Origin of the sequence: Frankia sp. AgB32, from assembly GCF_023243045.1 — a bacterium.
Classification (GTDB): Bacteria; Actinomycetota; Actinomycetes; order Frankiales; family Frankiaceae; genus Frankia.
Map to the genome: position 1 here is coordinate 1 of NZ_JALKFX010000077.1, position 18,148 is coordinate 18,148.

Annotated in this window: 14 protein-coding genes and 3 pseudogenes; 10 read left to right on the forward strand and 7 right to left on the reverse strand. The window is 72.0% G+C overall.

The features are described from left to right. Window positions 1–240: 240 nt before the first annotated feature. Window positions 241–678, reverse strand: coding sequence for a nuclear transport factor 2 family protein (locus tag MXD60_RS19170; RefSeq protein ID WP_248820700.1), 438 nt, complete (start codon window positions 676–678; stop codon window positions 241–243). A 73-nt stretch (window positions 679–751) separates the two neighbouring features. Here MXD60_RS19170 and MXD60_RS19175 point away from each other — a divergent pair, with 73 nt between their 5' ends. Continuing rightward, the gene (locus MXD60_RS19175) at window positions 752–1,300 is read left to right on the forward strand and encodes a TetR/AcrR family transcriptional regulator (protein ID WP_248820701.1); all 549 of its coding nucleotides are present in this window, start codon (window positions 752–754) and stop codon (window positions 1,298–1,300) included. A gap of 322 nt (window positions 1,301–1,622) precedes the next feature. After that, entirely contained in the window at window positions 1,623–3,485 is a 1,863-nt protein-coding gene (locus tag MXD60_RS19180) for a GAF domain-containing sensor histidine kinase (RefSeq protein WP_248820702.1), read from the forward strand. A gap of 64 nt (window positions 3,486–3,549) precedes the next feature. Here the strand turns inward: MXD60_RS19180 and MXD60_RS19185 are convergent, their stop codons facing one another. Beyond that, on the reverse strand, window positions 3,550–4,923 hold the full coding sequence (locus tag MXD60_RS19185) for an ABC transporter permease (protein WP_248820703.1): 1,374 nt from the start codon (window positions 4,921–4,923) through the stop codon (window positions 3,550–3,552). A 110-nt stretch (window positions 4,924–5,033) separates the two neighbouring features. Between MXD60_RS19185 and MXD60_RS19190 the strand changes: the two genes are divergently transcribed. Both MXD60_RS19190 and MXD60_RS19195 read left to right on the forward strand, forming a co-directional pair. Beyond that, window positions 5,034–5,666 carry a TetR/AcrR family transcriptional regulator gene (locus MXD60_RS19190; RefSeq protein ID WP_248820704.1) on the forward strand — a complete coding sequence of 211 codons (633 nt, stop codon included), beginning with the start codon at window positions 5,034–5,036 and terminating at the stop codon, window positions 5,664–5,666. A gap of 56 nt (window positions 5,667–5,722) precedes the next feature. After that, a pseudogene (locus tag MXD60_RS19195) lies at window positions 5,723–6,031 on the forward strand (DUF4277 domain-containing protein); the annotation flags it as partial. A gap of 42 nt (window positions 6,032–6,073) precedes the next feature. Here MXD60_RS19195 and MXD60_RS19200 read toward each other — a convergent pair. After that, window positions 6,074–6,187 (reverse strand): annotated as a pseudogene (locus MXD60_RS19200) (SigE family RNA polymerase sigma factor); the annotation flags it as partial. Between the two features lie 454 nt (window positions 6,188–6,641). Between MXD60_RS19200 and bla the strand changes: the two are divergent. Beyond that, window positions 6,642–7,550: pseudogene (bla, locus tag MXD60_RS19205) on the forward strand (class A beta-lactamase). A gap of 127 nt (window positions 7,551–7,677) precedes the next feature. Here bla and MXD60_RS19210 read toward each other — a convergent pair. After that, window positions 7,678–8,787 carry a glycoside hydrolase family 43 protein gene (locus tag MXD60_RS19210; protein WP_248820705.1) on the reverse strand — a complete coding sequence of 370 codons (1,110 nt, stop codon included), beginning with the start codon at window positions 8,785–8,787 and terminating at the stop codon, window positions 7,678–7,680. A gap of 400 nt (window positions 8,788–9,187) precedes the next feature. Continuing rightward, window positions 9,188–9,844: a TetR/AcrR family transcriptional regulator gene (locus MXD60_RS19215; RefSeq protein WP_248820706.1), complete on the reverse strand. Its 657-nt coding sequence runs from the start codon at window positions 9,842–9,844 to the stop codon at window positions 9,188–9,190. A gap of 190 nt (window positions 9,845–10,034) precedes the next feature. Here MXD60_RS19215 and MXD60_RS19220 point away from each other — a divergent pair, with 190 nt between their 5' ends. From MXD60_RS19220 to MXD60_RS19230, 4 genes are all read left to right on the forward strand, one after another. Next, window positions 10,035–11,135 carry a BPSS1187 family protein gene (locus MXD60_RS19220; RefSeq protein ID WP_248820707.1) on the forward strand — a complete coding sequence of 367 codons (1,101 nt, stop codon included), beginning with the start codon at window positions 10,035–10,037 and terminating at the stop codon, window positions 11,133–11,135. A gap of 337 nt (window positions 11,136–11,472) precedes the next feature. Then, window positions 11,473–11,769, forward strand: coding sequence for a hypothetical protein (locus MXD60_RS19225; protein WP_248820708.1), 297 nt, complete (start codon window positions 11,473–11,475; stop codon window positions 11,767–11,769). Window positions 11,770–12,291: 522 nt separating this feature from the next. Then, window positions 12,292–12,414: a hypothetical protein gene (locus MXD60_RS28915; RefSeq protein ID WP_283098636.1), complete on the forward strand. Its 123-nt coding sequence runs from the start codon at window positions 12,292–12,294 to the stop codon at window positions 12,412–12,414. Between the two features lie 368 nt (window positions 12,415–12,782). Next, window positions 12,783–14,384, forward strand: a complete 1,602-nt coding sequence (locus MXD60_RS19230) for an LCP family protein (RefSeq protein WP_248820709.1) — start codon at window positions 12,783–12,785, stop codon at window positions 14,382–14,384. Window positions 14,385–14,424: 40 nt separating this feature from the next. On the opposite strand, the gene MXD60_RS19235 is transcribed toward MXD60_RS19230, so the two are convergent. Further along, complete coding sequence (locus MXD60_RS19235) at window positions 14,425–15,093, reverse strand: hypothetical protein (protein WP_248820710.1); 669 nt, start codon at window positions 15,091–15,093, stop codon at window positions 14,425–14,427. A 681-nt stretch (window positions 15,094–15,774) separates the two neighbouring features. Between MXD60_RS19235 and MXD60_RS19240 the strand changes: the two genes are divergently transcribed. Beyond that, on the forward strand, window positions 15,775–16,452 hold the full coding sequence (locus tag MXD60_RS19240; RefSeq protein ID WP_248820711.1) for an ester cyclase: 678 nt from the start codon (window positions 15,775–15,777) through the stop codon (window positions 16,450–16,452). Window positions 16,453–16,531: 79 nt separating this feature from the next. Here the strand turns inward: MXD60_RS19240 and MXD60_RS19245 are convergent, their stop codons facing one another. After that, complete coding sequence (locus MXD60_RS19245; protein WP_248820712.1) at window positions 16,532–17,935, reverse strand: acyltransferase family protein; 1,404 nt, start codon at window positions 17,933–17,935, stop codon at window positions 16,532–16,534. Between the last annotated feature and the right edge of the window lie 213 nt (window positions 17,936–18,148).

Below are 18,148 nucleotides of genomic sequence, written 5' to 3' on the forward strand. Positions count from 1 at the left end.
GGGGGGGGGGCCCCCGGGGGGGCGCCCGCCCACGGCGGGGGGGGCGCCCCCCCCCCCCCCCCGGGCGGCCCCCGGGGGGGGCGGGGGCCCCCCGCCCCGCCCGACGGCCTGGCGGGCGGTCGGCCCAACTCGGGCGGAGATGGTCTGCGGCGGCCTGGTAGAAGGCCGTCGCGGACTCCTGCGGCACCCTCATGGCGAGCGCGAAGGCCCAGCGCGGCCGATTGTCGGAGGGCCGTGGCGTCAACCGGCCGTGAGCGCGGCGGCGAGCTCCGTGGTTCTGCCGAGCAGCCGTGCGGCGGCGATCGGATCCATGTAGTCCTGGTAGGACACGATCTCGCCGTCGCGAACGCGGATCACGCCGAGTGCCCGGAACCGGTACGGCTGACCGGTGACGACGGATCGCCCATAGTGCTCGATCTCGGTGACGACCACCTCCGGATCGTCGGTCTCGCGGACAAGCGCCTCGACGCCGTTCATCTCGAACGCGTCCCGTGGCGCCGGGGCGGCGGCGAAGTAGCTCCGGATCGCCTCCCTGCCGCGTAGCTCCCGAGGCTGGCCGGGCATCGCGAAGGGGTATTCCAGCACGCCGTCTCGGGCGAACAGGTCCGAGAAGACCACACCCTCACCTGCCACCATGCGACGCACCTGTTCCACGACCTCGCGCGGGCTGCTCGCCATGCGCCCTCCAGTAAAATCGGAACGGTGGACCCGGTTAGAGAATACGGAACGCACGCCCCGGTTGGCAACGGGCGTGGCTGACCCCGATCCGCCGCTGCGGGCTGATGCCCGCCGCAACCGGCAGCGGGTGCTGCAGGCGGCGCGCGAGGTGTTCGCCGAATCCGGCTTCGGTGCACCGCTGGACGAGATCGCCGCGCGTGCCGGCGTCGGAGCAGGTACCGTCTACCGGCATTTCGCCACGAAGGAAGCCCTGTTCGAAGCTGTCGCCACCGCCCGCGTCGCCGACCTCGTCGCCAGCGCCCAGCGCCTGGCCACCCGTGCCGACCCTGGTGCCGCCTTCTTCGACTTCCTCGCCCAGCTGGGTGCCGAGGCCGAGGCCAAGCGGGACACCTCCGACGCGATCGCCGTGCCGGGCGCGTTGCGGGACACCATGCAGGACGCACTCTCCCTCCTGCTCAGCCGCGCTCGGCAGGCAGGAGCAGTGCGTCCGGAGGTCACCACGGCCGACCTGATCTCGATCATCAAGGGCCTGCTCATCGCCGCCCACGACGACGCCGAGCCGGGCCGGCCCGCACGCCTGCTGACCATCGTGATCGCCGGACTGCGAACGGACCGACCCTGACCTGACGGGTATCAGCGCACCGGCTCGCCACCGGGCCGGTGCGGCACGGCCTGGCCCGGTCGGGCCGACGGCGGTGGCCGCCCAGGGTCGTTGCGGGCCGGGGCGGTCGTAACGGCACGGGTGTTGCGGGTCGAAGGTCCCTGGGCGCCGCGACGACGCCGGCCGAAGATCAGAGGAGACGAACCATCTGCGGCTGTGTCACGGCCGTGCGGGGCGGTGCCGGCCGGCAGTCAGGAGGGAGGACATCCGATGAAGGTCCGCGAGGTGTCGACGGAACCGGCGCATGCGGTGCGGAAGCTCCCTCGACCAGTGTGTTGACGCGATGCCCACCACCGACGGATGGCCAGCCCGCGGGATCCGTCCACACCGCGACCAGTTCGGTCCGGCGTCAGCCGGCGGATACTCCCCCCGCCGCCCGGGCACCGACGCCGAGCACCACCTCGCCGTTCCAGGAGGTCCCCGCTCCGGGAGCGTTCGGGGACACGGCGCCCCGTCCCCCGGCGATCTGATCTTCCCGGCGGTGGCCCGCCTCGAACTCGACGAGTTGCTGGCACAGCTCGTCGACCGGGCCCAGGACGTGCTGTCCACCCAGGGCCGGCTGCGTGGCCTGCTGCGGGCCAACCGGGTGATCACCGCGGACCTCAGCCTGGACGTGGTTCTGCGCCGGATCGTCGAGTCGGCCTGCGAGCTGGTCGACGCCCGCTACGGCGCGCTCGGCGTCATCGCCCGCGATGGCCACCTCGAGCAGTTCGTCCACGTCGGGATGGATCCCAGCATGGTCGAGGCGATCGGGAGCACCCCGCGCGGGGACGGCGTGCTCGGCCTGCTCACCGAGGAGCCGACGCCGGTGCGCCTCGACGACATCGCCGATCATCCCCACGCCGTCGGTTTCCCGTCCGGCCATCCGCCGATGCAGGGCTTCCTCGGGGTGCCGATCCGGGTCCGCAACGAGATCTTCGGCAACCTCTATCTCACCGAGAAGCGCGGCGGGGCGGAGTTCACCACGGAGGACGAGGAGCTGGTCCTGGCGCTGGCCGCCAACGCCGGGGTGGCGATCGACAACGCCCGACTGTTCGGCGAGGCCCAGCACCGCCAGCAGTGGTCGCAGGCGTCGGCGGACATCACCCGCCACCTGCTCGCCGACGGCGACGATCCGCTGGAGCTCATCGTGCGCCGCGCCGGGAACGTCGCCCGCGCCGACACCAGTGCGCTCGCCCTGTGCGACCCGGCGGCGGGGGCGCTGAGCTTCGACGTCGCCGACGGGCATGACGCCGACCGGCTGCGCGGCCGCCACGTTCCGATGGACGCCTCCCTGGCGGGACGGGCGGTGCGCGAACGGGCACCGCTGGTCGTCGGGGACGCGCGTTCGCTCGGCGGATCCGAGGTCGACGGGCTCGACGTCGGCCCCATCATGATCGTCCCGCTGATCGCCTCCCAGGTCACCTCCGGGGCGCTGTTCCTCGGCCGCCGCCGCGGCAGCGGCCTGTTCTCCGACGAGGACCTCGAACTCGCCGCCGCCTTCGCCGCCCACGTGGCGCTCGCGCTCGAACTGGCCCGCACCCGGGCCGCCCGTGGCCGGTTGTCGCTGCTGGAGGACCGCGACCGCATCGCCCGTGACCTGCACGACCATGTGATGCAGCGGCTGTTCGCGGTGGCGATGGGCCTACAGGGCCTGGCCGCCAGCGAGGAACGCACGGCCCGCGCCGAGCGGATGAACACCTACGTCGAGGATCTCGACGAGACCGTTCGGGAGATCCGCCAGACCATCTTCGAGCTGCGGGGACGTTCCACCCCTGCGACGGGCAGCGGCCTGCGAGCCAAGATCCTCGGGATCATCGACGACATGGCCGACGCGTTCGGCTTCACCCCGCGGCTGCATCTCGACGGCCCGGTCGACAGCGCGATCGACGCCGCCGTCGGCGACCATCTCGTCGCGGTGGTGCGCGAGACCCTGTCCAACGCCGCCCGGCACGCCCAGGCGCACGCGGTCGAGGTGACGGTGACCGCCGCCGACGGGCGGGTCAGCGCGGAGGTGGTCGACGACGGCGTCGGCATGGGCCCGACGACCAGGCGCAGCGGCCTGGCGAACCTGCGCAGCCGGGCCGAGGGACTCGGCGGCACCTTCGTCATCGAACCGGGCCCGCACGGCGGCACCCGGGTCCGCTGGTCCGTCCCCACCAGCTGACCAGCGGACCTCCGCGGAGCGGTCCCGCGCGGCAGGCCGCACCGCACAGCGGGCACCGCCCGGGTCAGGCCGCGCCGCTGCCCGCCGCCGCACCGGACACCGCGGCCGCGTCCGAGTCGGCGGCCACCTCCCGGTAGTCATCGGCGCAGGGATCTTCCTGGCGGCCCTGCCCTGCCGGGTCACCGCTCCGACCGGACTCGGCCGTGGCCCCCGCCGCACCGGCGGACCCGCTGCCGACCGCGGCGACGGCGGGCGCCGCCGCGCCGGTCTGGGCAGCACCGGTCTGGGCAGCACCGGTCTGGGCAGCACCGGGCTGCATGCTGGCGGCGGCTATCGCGCGCTGCGCGGCCTGCATCATCGGCAGCGGCCGCCCGCTGGCCGCGCGCCGCGCGGTCAACCGCAGGTAGTGAGGCCGCCCGAGCGCCGTGAGCAGCGCGCCCGCCGCCGCGTAGCCGCCGATGACGAGCGCGCCCCGACCCACCCCTGGGCCGACGCCGTAGACGACGTCGCGCAGCACGTCGAGCAGGCCGGTCGCGAAGACGTAGGGATGCAGCGCCCGGAACGGCTCGGGCAGGAACGAGACCGGATACGCCCCGCCCGACGACGGGACACTGAGGAACACGAATATGATCATCGCCGCGCCACTGACGAACCGGCCGAAGAAGTACGCGAGCCCGTTGACGAGCAGCCCCACGGCCAGCGCGGCGGCGAAGCCCAGCAACCACAGCTGCGGGAAGTGCCCGTGCACCGCGCCGAGGACGGGCCCGACGAACAGGGCGCCGAGCCCGGAGAGCACGAACCCGGAGCCGGCGATGATGCCGAGCCGCACCCGGTGGCGCAGCGCCGCACCCATCGTCCCGACGAACATCCCCACCATGTAGGCCGGGATCGTCCACAGCAGCGCGCCGTAGAACAGCGACGTGCCGTAGGCGTCGTGTTTCGGCAGCGGGGCGAGATCGTCGACGGCGAGGGTCGTCCCCTCCGCCGCCGCGACCGGCGCGAAGCTCTGCCGGGCGACCTGGGCGAGTTGGAACTGCTCGGCGCTGGTGAGCATGAGCCGGGCCGGGGTGCTCGCGGACCCCGGGGTGAAGACCGCCGCCAGGTCACCGCTGCGCAGGTCAGCGCGGACCTCGTCCACCGAGCCGACCGTGGACACGGCCAGCACCCCGCCCGAGGCGTCCTGCAGCCGCTGCGCGAACGTGTCCGCCGCGGCGCCGGTGCCGACCACGGCGACCGGGATGTCGCGCGGGTTCGGCTGGTGGAAGGCGTTGATGTAGCACAGGCAGAAGGCCAGCACGAACAGCAACGGGAGCCAGAGCTGCAGGCCGATCATCTGCGCGGCGGCGGGCAGCCGCGAGTACGTCGCTCGGTACCGCGCCCACGGGCCGAGCCGGGTCGCAGACGTGTCGCCGCCGGATGCTGCGGCTTGCACGGTCATGTGCCACCTCTCACGTGGGCGTGCGGGTCGATCCAGTGTCGGACTCTAGCCCGAAAGTGAGACTCAGTCCAAATTTCGGGCCGAAATCTCACTGGTGGTACCCTGGCTCCATGGCCAGAAACTCCGCGCCGTCACCCGCCGGGTCCGGCGCGGCCGTTGCCGGCGGCGACCTGCGCAGCCGCACCCGGCGCGCCCTGCAGGCGGAGATCATGGCCGTCGCGTTCGACCTGTTCGACCAGCAGGGCTTCGAGGCGACCACCATCAACCAGATCGCCGAGCGCGCCGGCCTGTCCCGCAGCAGCTTCTTCCGCTACTTCGCCACCAAGGAGGACGTCGTCCTGCTCGGTATCGAGGAGCGCGGCCTGCACCTGCGCGACACGCTCGCCGCCCGACCGGTCGACGAGTCGCCATGGCAGGCGCTGCGCGAGGCGTTGCGGCTCATCGCGACCGAAAGCGCGGCCAACCCCGAGCGAACCCTGCGGCTGTCCCGGATGATGGCCGTCACCCCGTCGCTGCAGGCCCGCCAGTTTCAGCGGGAGCATGGCTGGCAGCGGCTGCTCACCCCCGAGCTGGCCCGCCGGCTCGGCCCCGCCGCGGCGGGCGCCGTCGATCCCCGGCCCGGCGCGCTGGCCTCCGCGGCGCTCGGCTGCTACCACGCCGCCATGACGGCGTGGCGGGAGTCCGACGGCCACGCCGACCTGCCCGCACTGCTCGACCAGGCGATGCACGCCCTCGTCAGCTAGCCCCGTCTTCCGCACGTGCGTGTGATGGGCTGGTTGCGTGATCTTTTGAGCTGGTGATGTTGCCGGGGCTGGTGCGGGGAGTGTCCGGGCTGGCACGGTTCGGGGCTGTGTCGGTGACGGTGGAGTACGGGCCTGCGAGCGTGGACAAGCCGCTCGGGGCGTTGCCGGTCGTGCGGGACTTCCTGGCGCGTTTGGACGTGGTCGGCACGGTTGATCGGCTCTGCCCGGTCCGTGACGTCGCGCGTGTCACGCACGGCCAGGTGATCGCCGTGCTGATCGCGAACCGGTTGACGTCGCCGACCCCGCTGCTGCACGTCCAGGAATGGGCCAGGTCCTGGGCGGTCGAGGAGATGTTCGACATTGCGGCGGACGCGTTGAACGACGACCGGGTTGGCCGGACATGCGGGCAGATCCTCTCCGGCGGCCCAGTCGCCACCCGAGAGCAGTACCGCGGTCAGGAGCAACCGCTCGGCCGCGGCTCCCATGAACGCCTCAAATGATCGTTCCTCATCCGCACGCACCCTCGGCTCCGATCGGCTGGGGTCCTCGTCAACCTCGCCGGACCGCGGCCCTTCCGCCGGCCGGCCTCGTTCACGGTTCCAAACGCGCCCGGCCTACCCGGCTATGCGCCTGCTCCCCGAGCCCGCAGGGCCTCCTGGGGCGGGGCCGGATCTCGCGACAGCGCCCTGAACACCTCGTGGCGCATCGAATTCGCTGTCGGGCGAGCCGCGGAGGGCCTTTACCCACGTGCCGTAGAGCTTCGGTTCGTGTGGGTGGGATATGAGCAGGACTCGAGAAACATGCGGGTTCGGTCCGGGTCTTGTTGCGTCGGGCCGACCCGAGGCTGTTTTTCGCCGCGCGATCCTCGCCATTGCCTGACCGGGCCGGACGTAAGCGGCACAACAGCGGTGACGTATGGTCGGCGGTGTCCACAGCACGAATAGTCCCGTTATTAGGAGAGAACAGGTCCGGAGAATGCCTCGTCCCACGTCTGACGCGTCCCGCCGTGCTGTGCTCGTCGCGGCGGCTCTCGCGCCCTTGGCGGCGTGCGCGGCCGACCATCCGATCTCCCCGCTGCCCGCGACCCGCACCACTGTCCGTCCCCCCGACACCGCGCGGTGGTTGGCACTCGAACGTGAGCACAAGGCCCGCCTCGGCGTTTACGCCCTGACGACGGACACCGGCGCTGTCGTGGCCTACCGAGCGGATGAGCGTTTCGCGTTCTGCTCCACCTTCAAGGCCCTCGCGGCGGCGGCGGTGCTGCACAACAACCCGCTCAGCCACCTCGACAAGCTGGTCACCTATACGAAAGAAGATGTCAACTCCACCTCGCCGATCACGCCGGATCACGTCGCGACCGGAATGACGATCAGGCAGCTCTGTGACGCCGCCATCCGCTTCAGCGACGGCACGGCGGGCAACCTGCTGATGCGTGACCTCGGTGGTCCGGCGCAACTGACCGCGTATCTGCGCGGCCTCGGTGACACCGTCAGCAGCATGGACGACTACGAGCCCGAGCTGAACAGAAGGGCGCCCGAGGACCCACGCGACACGACGACTCCCCGCGCGATCGCGGCGGACTACTGAAGCCTGGTGCTCGGCGACGCACTGACGGCAGACAGACGTGCCCTGCTCACCGACTGGCTCAAAGGCAACCTGACCGGCTCGCACCGCATCCGAGCCGGGCTTCCCAAGGGATGGACGGCGGCCGACAAGACCGGAACAGGCGACTACGGGCGGGCCAACGCTATCGCTGTCGTGTGGCCGCCCACAGGCGCGCCGCTCGCTATGGCCATCATGTCGGACCGCTCCGGGTACGACACCCCGGTCGACGAGTCGCTGATCGCCGAGGCGACAATCCAGATCATCGCCGATCTCAGCTAAGGCGGGCCCGGAATGGTGCACCCCCTTCGTGACGCGCGCGTGCATCCGGACACGCTCTCGCTTCGTCCGGCTCCCGTCAGCCGGCCTTCGGCCACGGTCCGAACTGCCCGAGCGGGAACGGCCTGGGTCACCCCGTGCGACCCGCGCCGGGAGTCCGCGTCACCCGGCCTGCTCGTAGTGCCGCGTCGGCGGTGATGGTCGGGGCGCCGGTTGGGGTGAGAGGCACGAGGACGAGCTGGCGGTCCGCGTGCGGCCAGGCCGCGGGCTGGCGTCGGGTCCAGGTGTGGAAGGCGAGCCACCAGCTGCCGTCGGCGGCGCGGAAGGGCTCGGCCCCGCCTGGGCCGACGCCCGCGTCGCCGGTGCGCAGCATCGGTTGGGGATTCTCGGTGCAGGGGCCGAGCGGCCCGGCGCACGCTGCGGTCCCGGTCGCGTAGGTGGGGCTGTGCCAGTCCCCGGCGGAGTAGAACAGCGTGAACGTCCCGTCCCGGGCCAGCATTGCCGGGCCTTCGACGACGCCGTCCTGCCAGGGCAGGTCCGGTCCCAGAAGCCGGGCCGGTGTGCCGACCAGCGAACGGCCGTCAGCGCTGAGCCGCTGCGCCCAGAGGGCCGGGGTGGTTCCGGGTCGGATTCCCTCGCTTTTCCAGGTCAGGTAGCGCTCGCCGCCGTCCGAGAAGGGGCTCGGGTCGATGCTGCCGCCCTCGCTCTCCTGGCAGATCAGCGGTCCGGTGGAGGAGTCCGTGAACGGGCCGGCGGGGCCGGTCGCGTGCGCGACCGAGACGCACTCGATCCCGAGCGCCGCGACGCGGGTCGCGTAGTACAGGTCGTACCCGTCGTCGACGGCGGACACCGCCGGAGCCCAGGTGGTGAGGCCGGTGTCCGCGGCCCAGCCGGGCAGCGTCGGCAGGGCATCCCCCACTCGGTTCCAGGCCCTCAGGTCGGTGCTGCTCAACACCGGTACGTTGCCGCCTGCCTCGGTGTTCGTGCCGTACGCGTAGCTCACGGCGCCGACGGTGAGCACGTAGGGGTCGGCGAGGTCGGAACCGAGGACGGCGATGACGTTGCGGTCGGCCGTCGCGGTGTCGGCACCGGACCCGCCGGTGTCACCGGACGGTCTCGGAAGGTCCGCGGGGTGCGGCACGGCAACGACGCTGGACCCGGCCCGGCCGGCAGGGACTCCCTCGACCAGCACGGCGGCGACCGCGAGGACGCCGGCGAGGGCGACCAGCACAGCGATCACACGGACCCGGCGGCGCCGCGGCCCCCTGCGCCCCTGGGGAAGGGGCGTCTCGGCGACGGGCTTCGGCGGCGGAGGCTGATCGGCCGCGAAGCCGGGCGCCGCGGCCGTGACGGGCGACCCGCCCCCGGCTGGATCACGGAACATTCCGGGGGACGTGGACTCGACCGGGGTTGACACAGCGGATCTCCAGACGCGGGAGGGGCATCGGGCGCCAGTGTCCGAACCTCCGATGTGGGCTCCGTGTGGACCGCGTGCGGGCAGCATTCGGCATGGAGCCCACCGGACCCGCCGCCGCCGTTGTGCTGAGCCGGGTCGTGGCAGGCTCAGGTGCGCTCGCTGGGCACTGTGGTCCGGGCCGTCGAGGAGCCGCTGGCCGAGCGCGGCCCTGACGTCGACCAGGTCACGATCTCCCGGGTCCGCTCTCGGGCTCGGGACTCACACCGAGGGCCGCATCGGGGTCGAGCCCGAACAGGAGCGCGACCCCCCGGGGGAAGACATCGTCGGGTACCGCGTCGTCATCGAACCAGCACTGGGCCTCGATCCCCCGCCGCAGCGCGATGAGCAGGGTGGCGAGGACGTCCGCGGGCTGTAGCAGGGTCATTCCGAGCCGGGCGGCCTGCTCGGCGATGCGGGCCGCGAGGTCAACCCGCGCCTGCCGGTAGCCCTCGGCGCCGACGGCTCGCAGCTCCGGCCGCCGCGCCATCACCAGGCGAGTCTCGCTGTCGAGCAGGAAGCGTGCACTTTCGTCGCGGCGGAGGCCGGCGTGCCAGCGTCTGAGCGCGGCCAGTGCCGCAGCCGGTGAATCCGCCTGCGCCATCAGGGCGCCCAGCTCGCGGTCCTCGTCGTCGCGCCAGCGGCGGTTGATCTCGAGAAGGACGGCGCCCTTGCTCGGGAAGTTCGCGTAGACCGCGCCCGTCGAGTAGCCAGCTTCCTCGGCGATCTCCGCGACGGACACCCCGGCGAAGCCCTTGGCCCGGAACAGCGCGTCGGCCGCCGCGAGGATGCGCGCCACGGTCTGTGCCCTGGACTCCTCCCGGCTCAGGCGTGTGCGTTCCATCGACCGAATCTAGGCGATCCCGGTCCGAGTTCGGCCGAGCCGTCACGGCCAGCCGCCGCCCGGGAGCCCAAGCCCTCCCCTCATTTGAGATTATGCCAGTATCTGGATTGCATCGATATTTGAGATGCCTGACGGAAGGAGCCACCCGGTGCGATCGACCCACGCGCTACGGCGATCGGGGTTGTTGGCCGTGACGGCCACCGCGGCCGCCCTCGCCGCCCTCGTCGTCGTCCTGCCGCCAGCCACCGCCTCAGCGGCGACAGCCCTGCCGCCCTGCGGCAGCACGGGGAGCCCGCTCGGCGGAGTCAACCCGGCCACCACCGACCCAGCCATCAGCGGCACCGGCTCGATGGCGGGCACGGTCTGCTACGGCCGGCCGACAGGGACTCCCAACGGCAAGCTGTTCGTCTTCTTCCCAGGCACCGGTGCCGTCCCGTCGTACTACCAGGACGTCCTCGTCCAAGCCCAGCAGCTCGGCTTCTACACGGTCGGGATGAGCTACAACAACGGCGCCCTGGCCGCGATCGTGTGCGGGAGCAACACCGGAACCTCGCCGTCCACCGACTGCTACGGAGGCCTTCACCTCAACCGGTTCAACGGCACCGCGGAGTCGTGGTCGGACACGGGCAGCGCCGACGCCACCCACGGCATCGAGCACCGCCTCACCGCCGCTCTCACCTGGCTCGCCGCGAACGACAACCCGGGCTGGTCCGCCTTCCTCAGCAACGGCCTGCCCGCCTACGGCTCCCTCGTCGTCGGCGGCCACTCGCAGGGCGCCAGCGAGGCCGCCTACCTCGGCAGCATCCGGACCGTGACCGGCGCCGTCCTGTTCTCCTCACCGGACGACTGTTACTCCCCCGACCCGGCCGACAGTTGCACGACCGCCGGTACCACCGTCGCCTACTGGGCCAGCCACCCCTTTTCCTCCGCCACCCCGCTGTCCCGCTACATCCTCGCGACCAACGCCAACGACCCGTGGATCACCAAGGTCACCGCGGTCGAGAAAGTACTCGGCGGCGTCAGCGGCGGCCTGGAGAGTTTCGGCGCCCCGGTGAGCGTCGACAACACAGCCGGGACACTGACTACAGCACCGCCGTACGGCCACAGCCACGTGCTCCTCAGTAACGCGACCGGAACCTCGTACATCTACCCCGCGCACGACGAACCGGTCGTCGACAACGACACACCCGTGTGCTCGACGAACTCCGCGCACCTCGAACTGGCCAACCTGTGGCGGCAGATGCTCTACACCGCCCTGGGATCCGCGGCGGTCGCCCCCGCCGGCTGCTGACCGCCTGACGCTCGCAGCCAACCGGGTCCCGGGCGTCGAACGTCCCGCCGGCCCGGCCGCCGTCACCGCCCGGCTGACCGCGATCGGCCGCGACCGCCGCGTCGCCGCCTACCTGCGCGGCTACACCGCCACCGACCCCGACACCGGGAAACCCACCCTCTCCTGGCACTTCGACGACAAGGCGCTGGCCGCCGAGACCGCGACCGACGGCTGGTACGCCCTGCTGACAAACCTGCCCGACACCATCGACGCGGCCGAGGTCCTGCGCCGCTACAAGGGCCAGGAAGTCGTCGAACGCCGCTACGGCGAGTTCAAAAGCCCGCTCGCCGTAGCCCCGATGTTCCTGCACTCCAACCGGCGGATCCACGCCCTCGTCCACGTCATCTGCCTGGCCCTGCTCGTCTTCTCCCTGATCGAACGCCAAGCCCGCCACGGAGCCGGCCCCGACGGAAAGATCCCCGGCCTCTACGTCGGCAGGCCCGCCCGCCCCACCGGCCGCCTCATCCTCGACGCCTTCGCCCGGCTCCGCCTGATCCCCGCCACCGGCGACCAGCCCGCCCGCATCCCCAGACCCGGCCCCCTCCAGCAACACCTTTTCGACATCCTCGGCGTCGACCGCACCCAACCATCATGATCCACGGGTGGATCGACCAAACCATCGATTCCCCATGTGCGGAAGACGGGGCTGGCGGAGCGTCCTTGCCACCCGGCGGCCGGGGTACCCGTCGGCGCGAACTCGGTGACCAGCGGGCCCACGTCGTCGCCCGGCGCGGAGCCGGAAGGTGGCCGTGATCCGACTGGCCAGCCGGACCGCGTCCAGCCCCTTCCCCGGGCGTCACCGACGAGGATCCGCATCCCCCATGGACTGGCCACCGCCTCGTACAGGTCGCCGCCGACGCGGGCCTGAGCACTGGCACTGGCACTGGCACTGTCGTAGCTGACCGCGAGGCGCAGCTCACCGAGACGGTCCGGCACACCACCGAGGATGGCCCGCTGCGCCACGTCCGCCACCCGGGTCACGTCCCGCAGCCGGGCCTCCCGGCGGATCCGGTCCCGGCTCGCCGCCACCGCTATCAGCCCCCCGGCGGCGATCACCGCCAGCCGGATGACCTGAGGCGGGGCGCCCTCATGGCCGACCCCGCTGTAGTGGCCGAGCGTGATGCCCTGCAGCGCCGAGGCCACGATCGCGAGCACCGCGTACGCCGCAGCCGCCCAAGGGCCGGTCAGCGCCGCCGCGAGCAGCGGACTGATCACCATGGCCGTGATGACCGCGTACTGACGGTCACCGCTCTGCCCCAGAGCGATGACCGCGACCAGGACGGCGAGCGGAACCAGGGGCCGAACCCGGCCCGCCCGGCCCGCGCGCCGCAGCAGCGGCCGAACGCCCCCGACGCCACATGGACCTCAGGTCATCCCTCACTACCACGAGTATGCGCCCGGAGCGCACGAAGGGAACGTGGAGCGCGGGCTGTCACGCCCTGGCGCGATGAGCCGGGATTACCTCATTCCAATCCGCGAACGTAAGAGTCGCAGAGCGGATACGGAGAATCCCTACCGGACCCCCAATGAGAAGCTTCGACCTATACGTGTTACTTTCCGCACTACGTCGGACCCTGCGCGCAGGGCACCCTCGAGGAAAGGCGGGATGTGACCGCACCGCACCTGGAGCACGACTCGCGCGTACTTCCGGCGAGGCTCGACCCCCGGGGTTCCGGGCCGGGCCGGGCGGGCCGAGGCGCCCCCAGCGGGTTCCCTCCCCGCCGCCGCCGACGCGGGCTGCTGGCCTTCCTCGCGTTCCTGTCGACCAGCGTGCTCGTCGTCACCGTCGGCGGATGGGCTGCGTACGCGTTCATCAACGGCAAGGTCAACCGGATCAACCTCGGTCTCGGCTCGAGCGGGTCCAGCGCCCTCGGGGTGGCGAACTACCTGCTGGTGGGCACGGACGACCGGCCGGGCCTGGACGGGCAGCGCTCGGACACCACGATCCTGGCGCACCTGGACAAGGACGGGACGACGACCATGATCTCGTTCCCGCGCGACACGTACGTCACCATCCCCGAATACACTGACGCAGCCGGAAAGCACCACGCCGCCACCAAGGACAAGTTCAACTCAGCGATCTCCTCGGGCGGCCCGGCACTGCTGGTGCAGACCGTGCAGAGCCTCACCGGCATGCAGGTCGACCACTACCTCTCCATGAACCTGCTGGGTTTCAAGACGCTCACCGACGCCGTCGGCGGGGTCCAGGTCTGCATCAAGGCGACCGCGGCCTCCCAGCACTTCCAGGACGACGACGGCCGCTGGCGGACCAGCACGAACACCAACGACCCGATGAGTGGCTTCGTCGGCGGCCCGGGCACCATCGAGGTCAACGGCGACCAGGCGCTCGCCTTCGTCCGCCAGCGCCATGGGCTGCCGGCCGGCGACACCGACCGGATCGCCCGCCAGCAGCAGTTCATCGGCGCCATGTTCCACAAGATCATGTCTGGCGACACCCTGACGAACCCCGTCAAGGTCGAACGCCTGACGTCGGCTGCCGCGAGCGCGCTCACTCTCGACGACCACACCCAGCTCACCGACCTGCGCGCGCTGGCAACCCGCCTCCACGGGCTGGCCAGCGGCGGCATCCGGATGCAGACCGTGCCGACCCACGCGCCGACCCGCGCCGAGGGTGCCGTCGACGACCTCGGTGACATCAAACTGCACGGCGTCCGGGCGTCGGTGCAGTTCTACCGGCCCGACGACCTTGCCCGGCTGGTCACCCCGCTCGGTGGGAAGGTCGAGGGCGCCACCCCCACCGACGACACCAGCGGCGGCGTCGGGCCGTCCCTGGCCGCCGGGGTGACCGCGCAGCCGTCGCAGGTGCGGGTCGCGGTCCTCAACGGCTCCAGCCGCGCCGGGCTGGCCTCGAAGGTCGTCAGCGAGCTGACCGCGAAGGGCTTCCGCGCCCGCAGCTCGGGCAACGCCTCGGCCCTGACCCACGAGACCTCCCGGGTCATCTACGGCACCGGGCAGGAGGCCGAGGCGCGCACCGTCGCTGCGGCCGTGCCGGGCTCGACCCTGCTGCCCGACTCGACCGTCACCGGCGTGCAGCTCGTCCTCGGCTCCAGCTTCACCGAGGTCGTCACTCCCACCGCGGCAACCGCCAGCACCGCTCCCGCCAGCACCGCCACGACGGCAGCGCCCGCGCCGCCGGCCGCCGCCGCCCCGGCCACACCGGCCACGGAGACGCCCTCCTGCACCTACTGAGCCGTCCCGGCGTCCCGGCCGGCCAAGCTCGGCCCGGGGGTCAGGGGCGCGCGACCACCCCGGCCACCGGCGGGACCTCGGCCGGCGCGAACACCCGGCCGCGCTCGGCGGCCGTGTGCAGGGTGAGCACGCCGTCGCGCCACACCGGGCGCACGTGGTCGCGGGTGCGCAGCAGGTCCGAGCGCCGCGGCGCCGCCTGGCCCGCGGAGGCCACCACCCGGCCCACGGCGGTCTGGCCCAGCACGGTCTCCACCGGCACCGTGCCCCGCAGCCGGCCGACGCCCGGGTAGACGACCGCACGGCCGCCGTGCCGGCCGGCGTGGTCGGCGACCGCCCGGGCGGCGCCGTCCGCGAGGGCGGCCGGCCCGATCCGCTCCGCGCCGGCGGCCACCCCGACCGGGCCGGCGAGCGGTGCGCCCAGGTCGACCAGCCCCACCAGCGCCTCCGGCCGGGCCGCGCGCAGACTGGCCGCGGCGAGGTCGCCGGCCAGCCGGGCGACCCGACCCCACGACTGCGGGTCACGCCAGGCCGGCGGCAACGCGAAGGACAGCGCGACGTGCGGACTCCCGACGTCGACGAGGTGCGTGCAGGCAACCGTGTCCGCCGGCAGTGCCAGTGTCTCGACGAGGTACTGGACGAGCCCGTCGGCGTCACGCAGCGTCGCGGAGCCGGCATCGACTCCGACGATCAACGGATCCCCATCTCCCATGTCGGTCCCCTTCGACGTCGCGACACCGGACGCGGCCACCCGGCGCGCCGAGCAGAGGCTCGCAGCGCCGGATGAACATCCGACCAACAGGTGGGCACTAGATATTTATGACCACTGGTCTGGTAGTCATGCCGAGGGAGGCATAGTTCCTACCTGCCCCATCTTGGCTATATCACAGGCGACTCGCCGCCGACCTGCACAGATGCCGGGTGTCACGTCTGCCCGGATGGCATGCCTGCCGGGCGTCACGTCGTGACGTCCAGACGCGGCCGGCCGGGCGCGGCGTCCCAGCCTAGGCCCGCGGAGGGCACCATTGCGGGACCGACGGGCTCGCCCGCCGCCGCGCGCCGCCGGTCCGGGAAACACCATGCGACCAACGGCCGGGATCGGAACACAGGATTTCCACCGCCGGCCGACGTCACCTGACATCACGCGCGAGCCGACGGCGTCCGGAAATGTTCGACGATCTACCCGCCCCGTGGCTCGACGGTCGACGCGGGCGGCGGACCTTCGTCCCGTTTCCTGCCGTTCCGGCAGTGCGCACCAGATAATCCGAGGAATTTCGCTGAAGATCAGGCCGATGGACATCCGGCCAAAATCTTCCGGCCCCGGTGACCAGTTGGCCGCCGCGGGCCCACGAAGGCCGCGACCTCACGGTTTTCAGACTTCGGAGGACGACACGTGACCGACGACACTGCGCCCGATCAGCCGCTGCATCTGCAGGGCCGAGAAGCGGTGATCGCCGCCATGCCGGACGCGGCGTGGCGCGACGGCCATCCGCCGGACTATCACCTGTCCCACCAGACCATGCCGGCGGAACGCACCACGCAGCACGCCCCGGGATCTCTCGCCGACGTGGTCGAGCGGGTCGTACAGGTGTTCGAGATGGAACTCTCGCACAAGAAGAACCCCACCGAATGGGTCAGCATGGTTGCCGACCAGGTCCGCGTCAGCGTCAACGGCGGACCCTCGGTCGGCAGCACCGAGCTGGCGGAACAGGGCAGTTACAACGTCCTGATCGGCGAGAACCCTTACTACTCGGCGAGCGAGGAATCCTTCGAGTCGTCACATGACGTTTTTCATACGGCATTTCCGGGCGGCTTCTTCTGGGAGGTGCTGGAGGTTTACTCACCGCCGCCCGTCATCGCCTTCAAGTGGCGGCACTGGGGCACCTTCAGCGGTCCCTACAAGGGGGTCCAGCCCACCGGCGAACGCATCGAGATGTTCGGCGTGACCGTCGCCCACGTCACCGACGACCTCCGCCTCACCGACACGCAGCACTTCTACGACAACACCGACTTCCTCGGCCAGCTCGCCCGCGGACAGCTCACCCCCAACCCCGCGGCGCACCAGAAGTAGATCGATCGCCTGCCCGGGCGACCGGCCACCGCCACACCACCCGGCCGCGTCGCCCGGCAGGCATCCCCACCGGAAGTAGTCAGCCCATGAGGTTGACAGCGGCGGTGTCCGGACGGCGGACCGGCGCGGCCTGGCCGGCCGGGCTGGCGACCCACCGCGGCCTGCGCCGCTGCACCGGCCGTTCCACCAGGTAGTAGGAGGCGGCGGCGAGGGCCGTGCTCAGCACGATCGCGATCAGGACCTGCGCGGCCGTGTCGAGCCGGCCGCCCAGCTTGTCGCGCACCGTGCCGGCCACGGGGAAGTGCCACAGGTAGAAGGCGTAGGAGATTCTGCCGAACCAGGACAGCGGCGCCCAGCCGAGGACCACCGCGAGCGGCCCGTCCCGGCGTCGGTCCACACTGACGATCACGATCCCGGCCAGCAGGGCGACCCCGGTGAAGCCGCCGAGGTCCATCGCGGTGATCCCGTGGCCCGGCTCCGGCACGACGACGGCCAGCACGGCCAGCGCGGCCAGCGCGGCCGGTCCGGCCACCACCAGGATCCTCCCGGCGACCAGGCTGGTCCGGGCCCCGAAGGCGGCCAGGCGCATCGCGCTGGCGAAGCGGGTCAGCCGGGCGTCCCGCGGACCGTGCGAGGCGGGCAGCAGCGTGCCGAGCCAGCCCCAGGCCGCGAGGCCGCAGCCCACCAGCAGGGCATCGGCGCGGGTGTCGAGGCCGAAGTAGATCCGCGGGTCCTGCGCGCCGAGAGCGATCAGCACCTCCCGCCAGAGGAACACGCCTGCCGCGGCCGCGGTGAGGATCACCGGCAGCCGCCGACGGGCCGCCGGCCGGCGGCACAGCAGGATCAGCACGACGGGCCAGAGGAGGTAGAACTGCTCCTCCAGCGAGAGCGACCAGGTGTGCCCGAACCACGCGCCACCGGATTCGGGCCGGAACACCCGGTAGTAGTTGTTGACGTAGAGCAGCGAGGTGACCGCGTTGTCGAGGAAGTCCCACTGGTCGGCGCGAGTCTTCACCGCGACGACGAGTACCGCGCCGATCGCGACGAACACCCCGAACGCCGGCAACAGCCGAAACGCGCGGCGCGCGTAGAAGCGACCGAGAGACACGCTGCCGGTCCGGTCCCGCTCGGCGAGCAGCAGCCCGGTGATCAGGAAGCCGCTGAGCACGAAGAACACGTCGACGCCCAGGAACCCGCCGGTCAGCACGTTCATGTGGAAGCCGAGAACGGCCAGGACGGCGAGGGCCCGCAGGCCGTCGAGCGCCGGGTTGTACCCCGTCGCCGGGCGGCGCGGCGACCGCTGCCGCGGCACGACCAGGCCGGAGCCCGCCGGGCTGGCGCCAGCGACCGCGCCACCGTCAGCGGGAACGGCGCCGTCAGCGGGAACGGCGCCGTCACCGGGAACGGCGCCGTCACCGGGAACGATGCCGGCGGCGGCCGGTGCCCCTGGACCTGTCGTGGTCGAACCACCGGACTCCGGCATCGAACCTCTCTCTCCCACAGCTCTCCCACAGTCGAACGGTCAGCTCTGCCACGCATGCTGCCGGCGGGCAGGTGACCGCCGCCACCGAAAGGTATGAGATGATTTGCGGGCGTAACTTTAGCCGCAGGTGGCATCGCCTTGCGACCGCCGTGACCAAACCGGCTCCCAAGGGTCCCATGCGTCAGCGGCGCTACCAGGGGGTAGTGGGTTGCC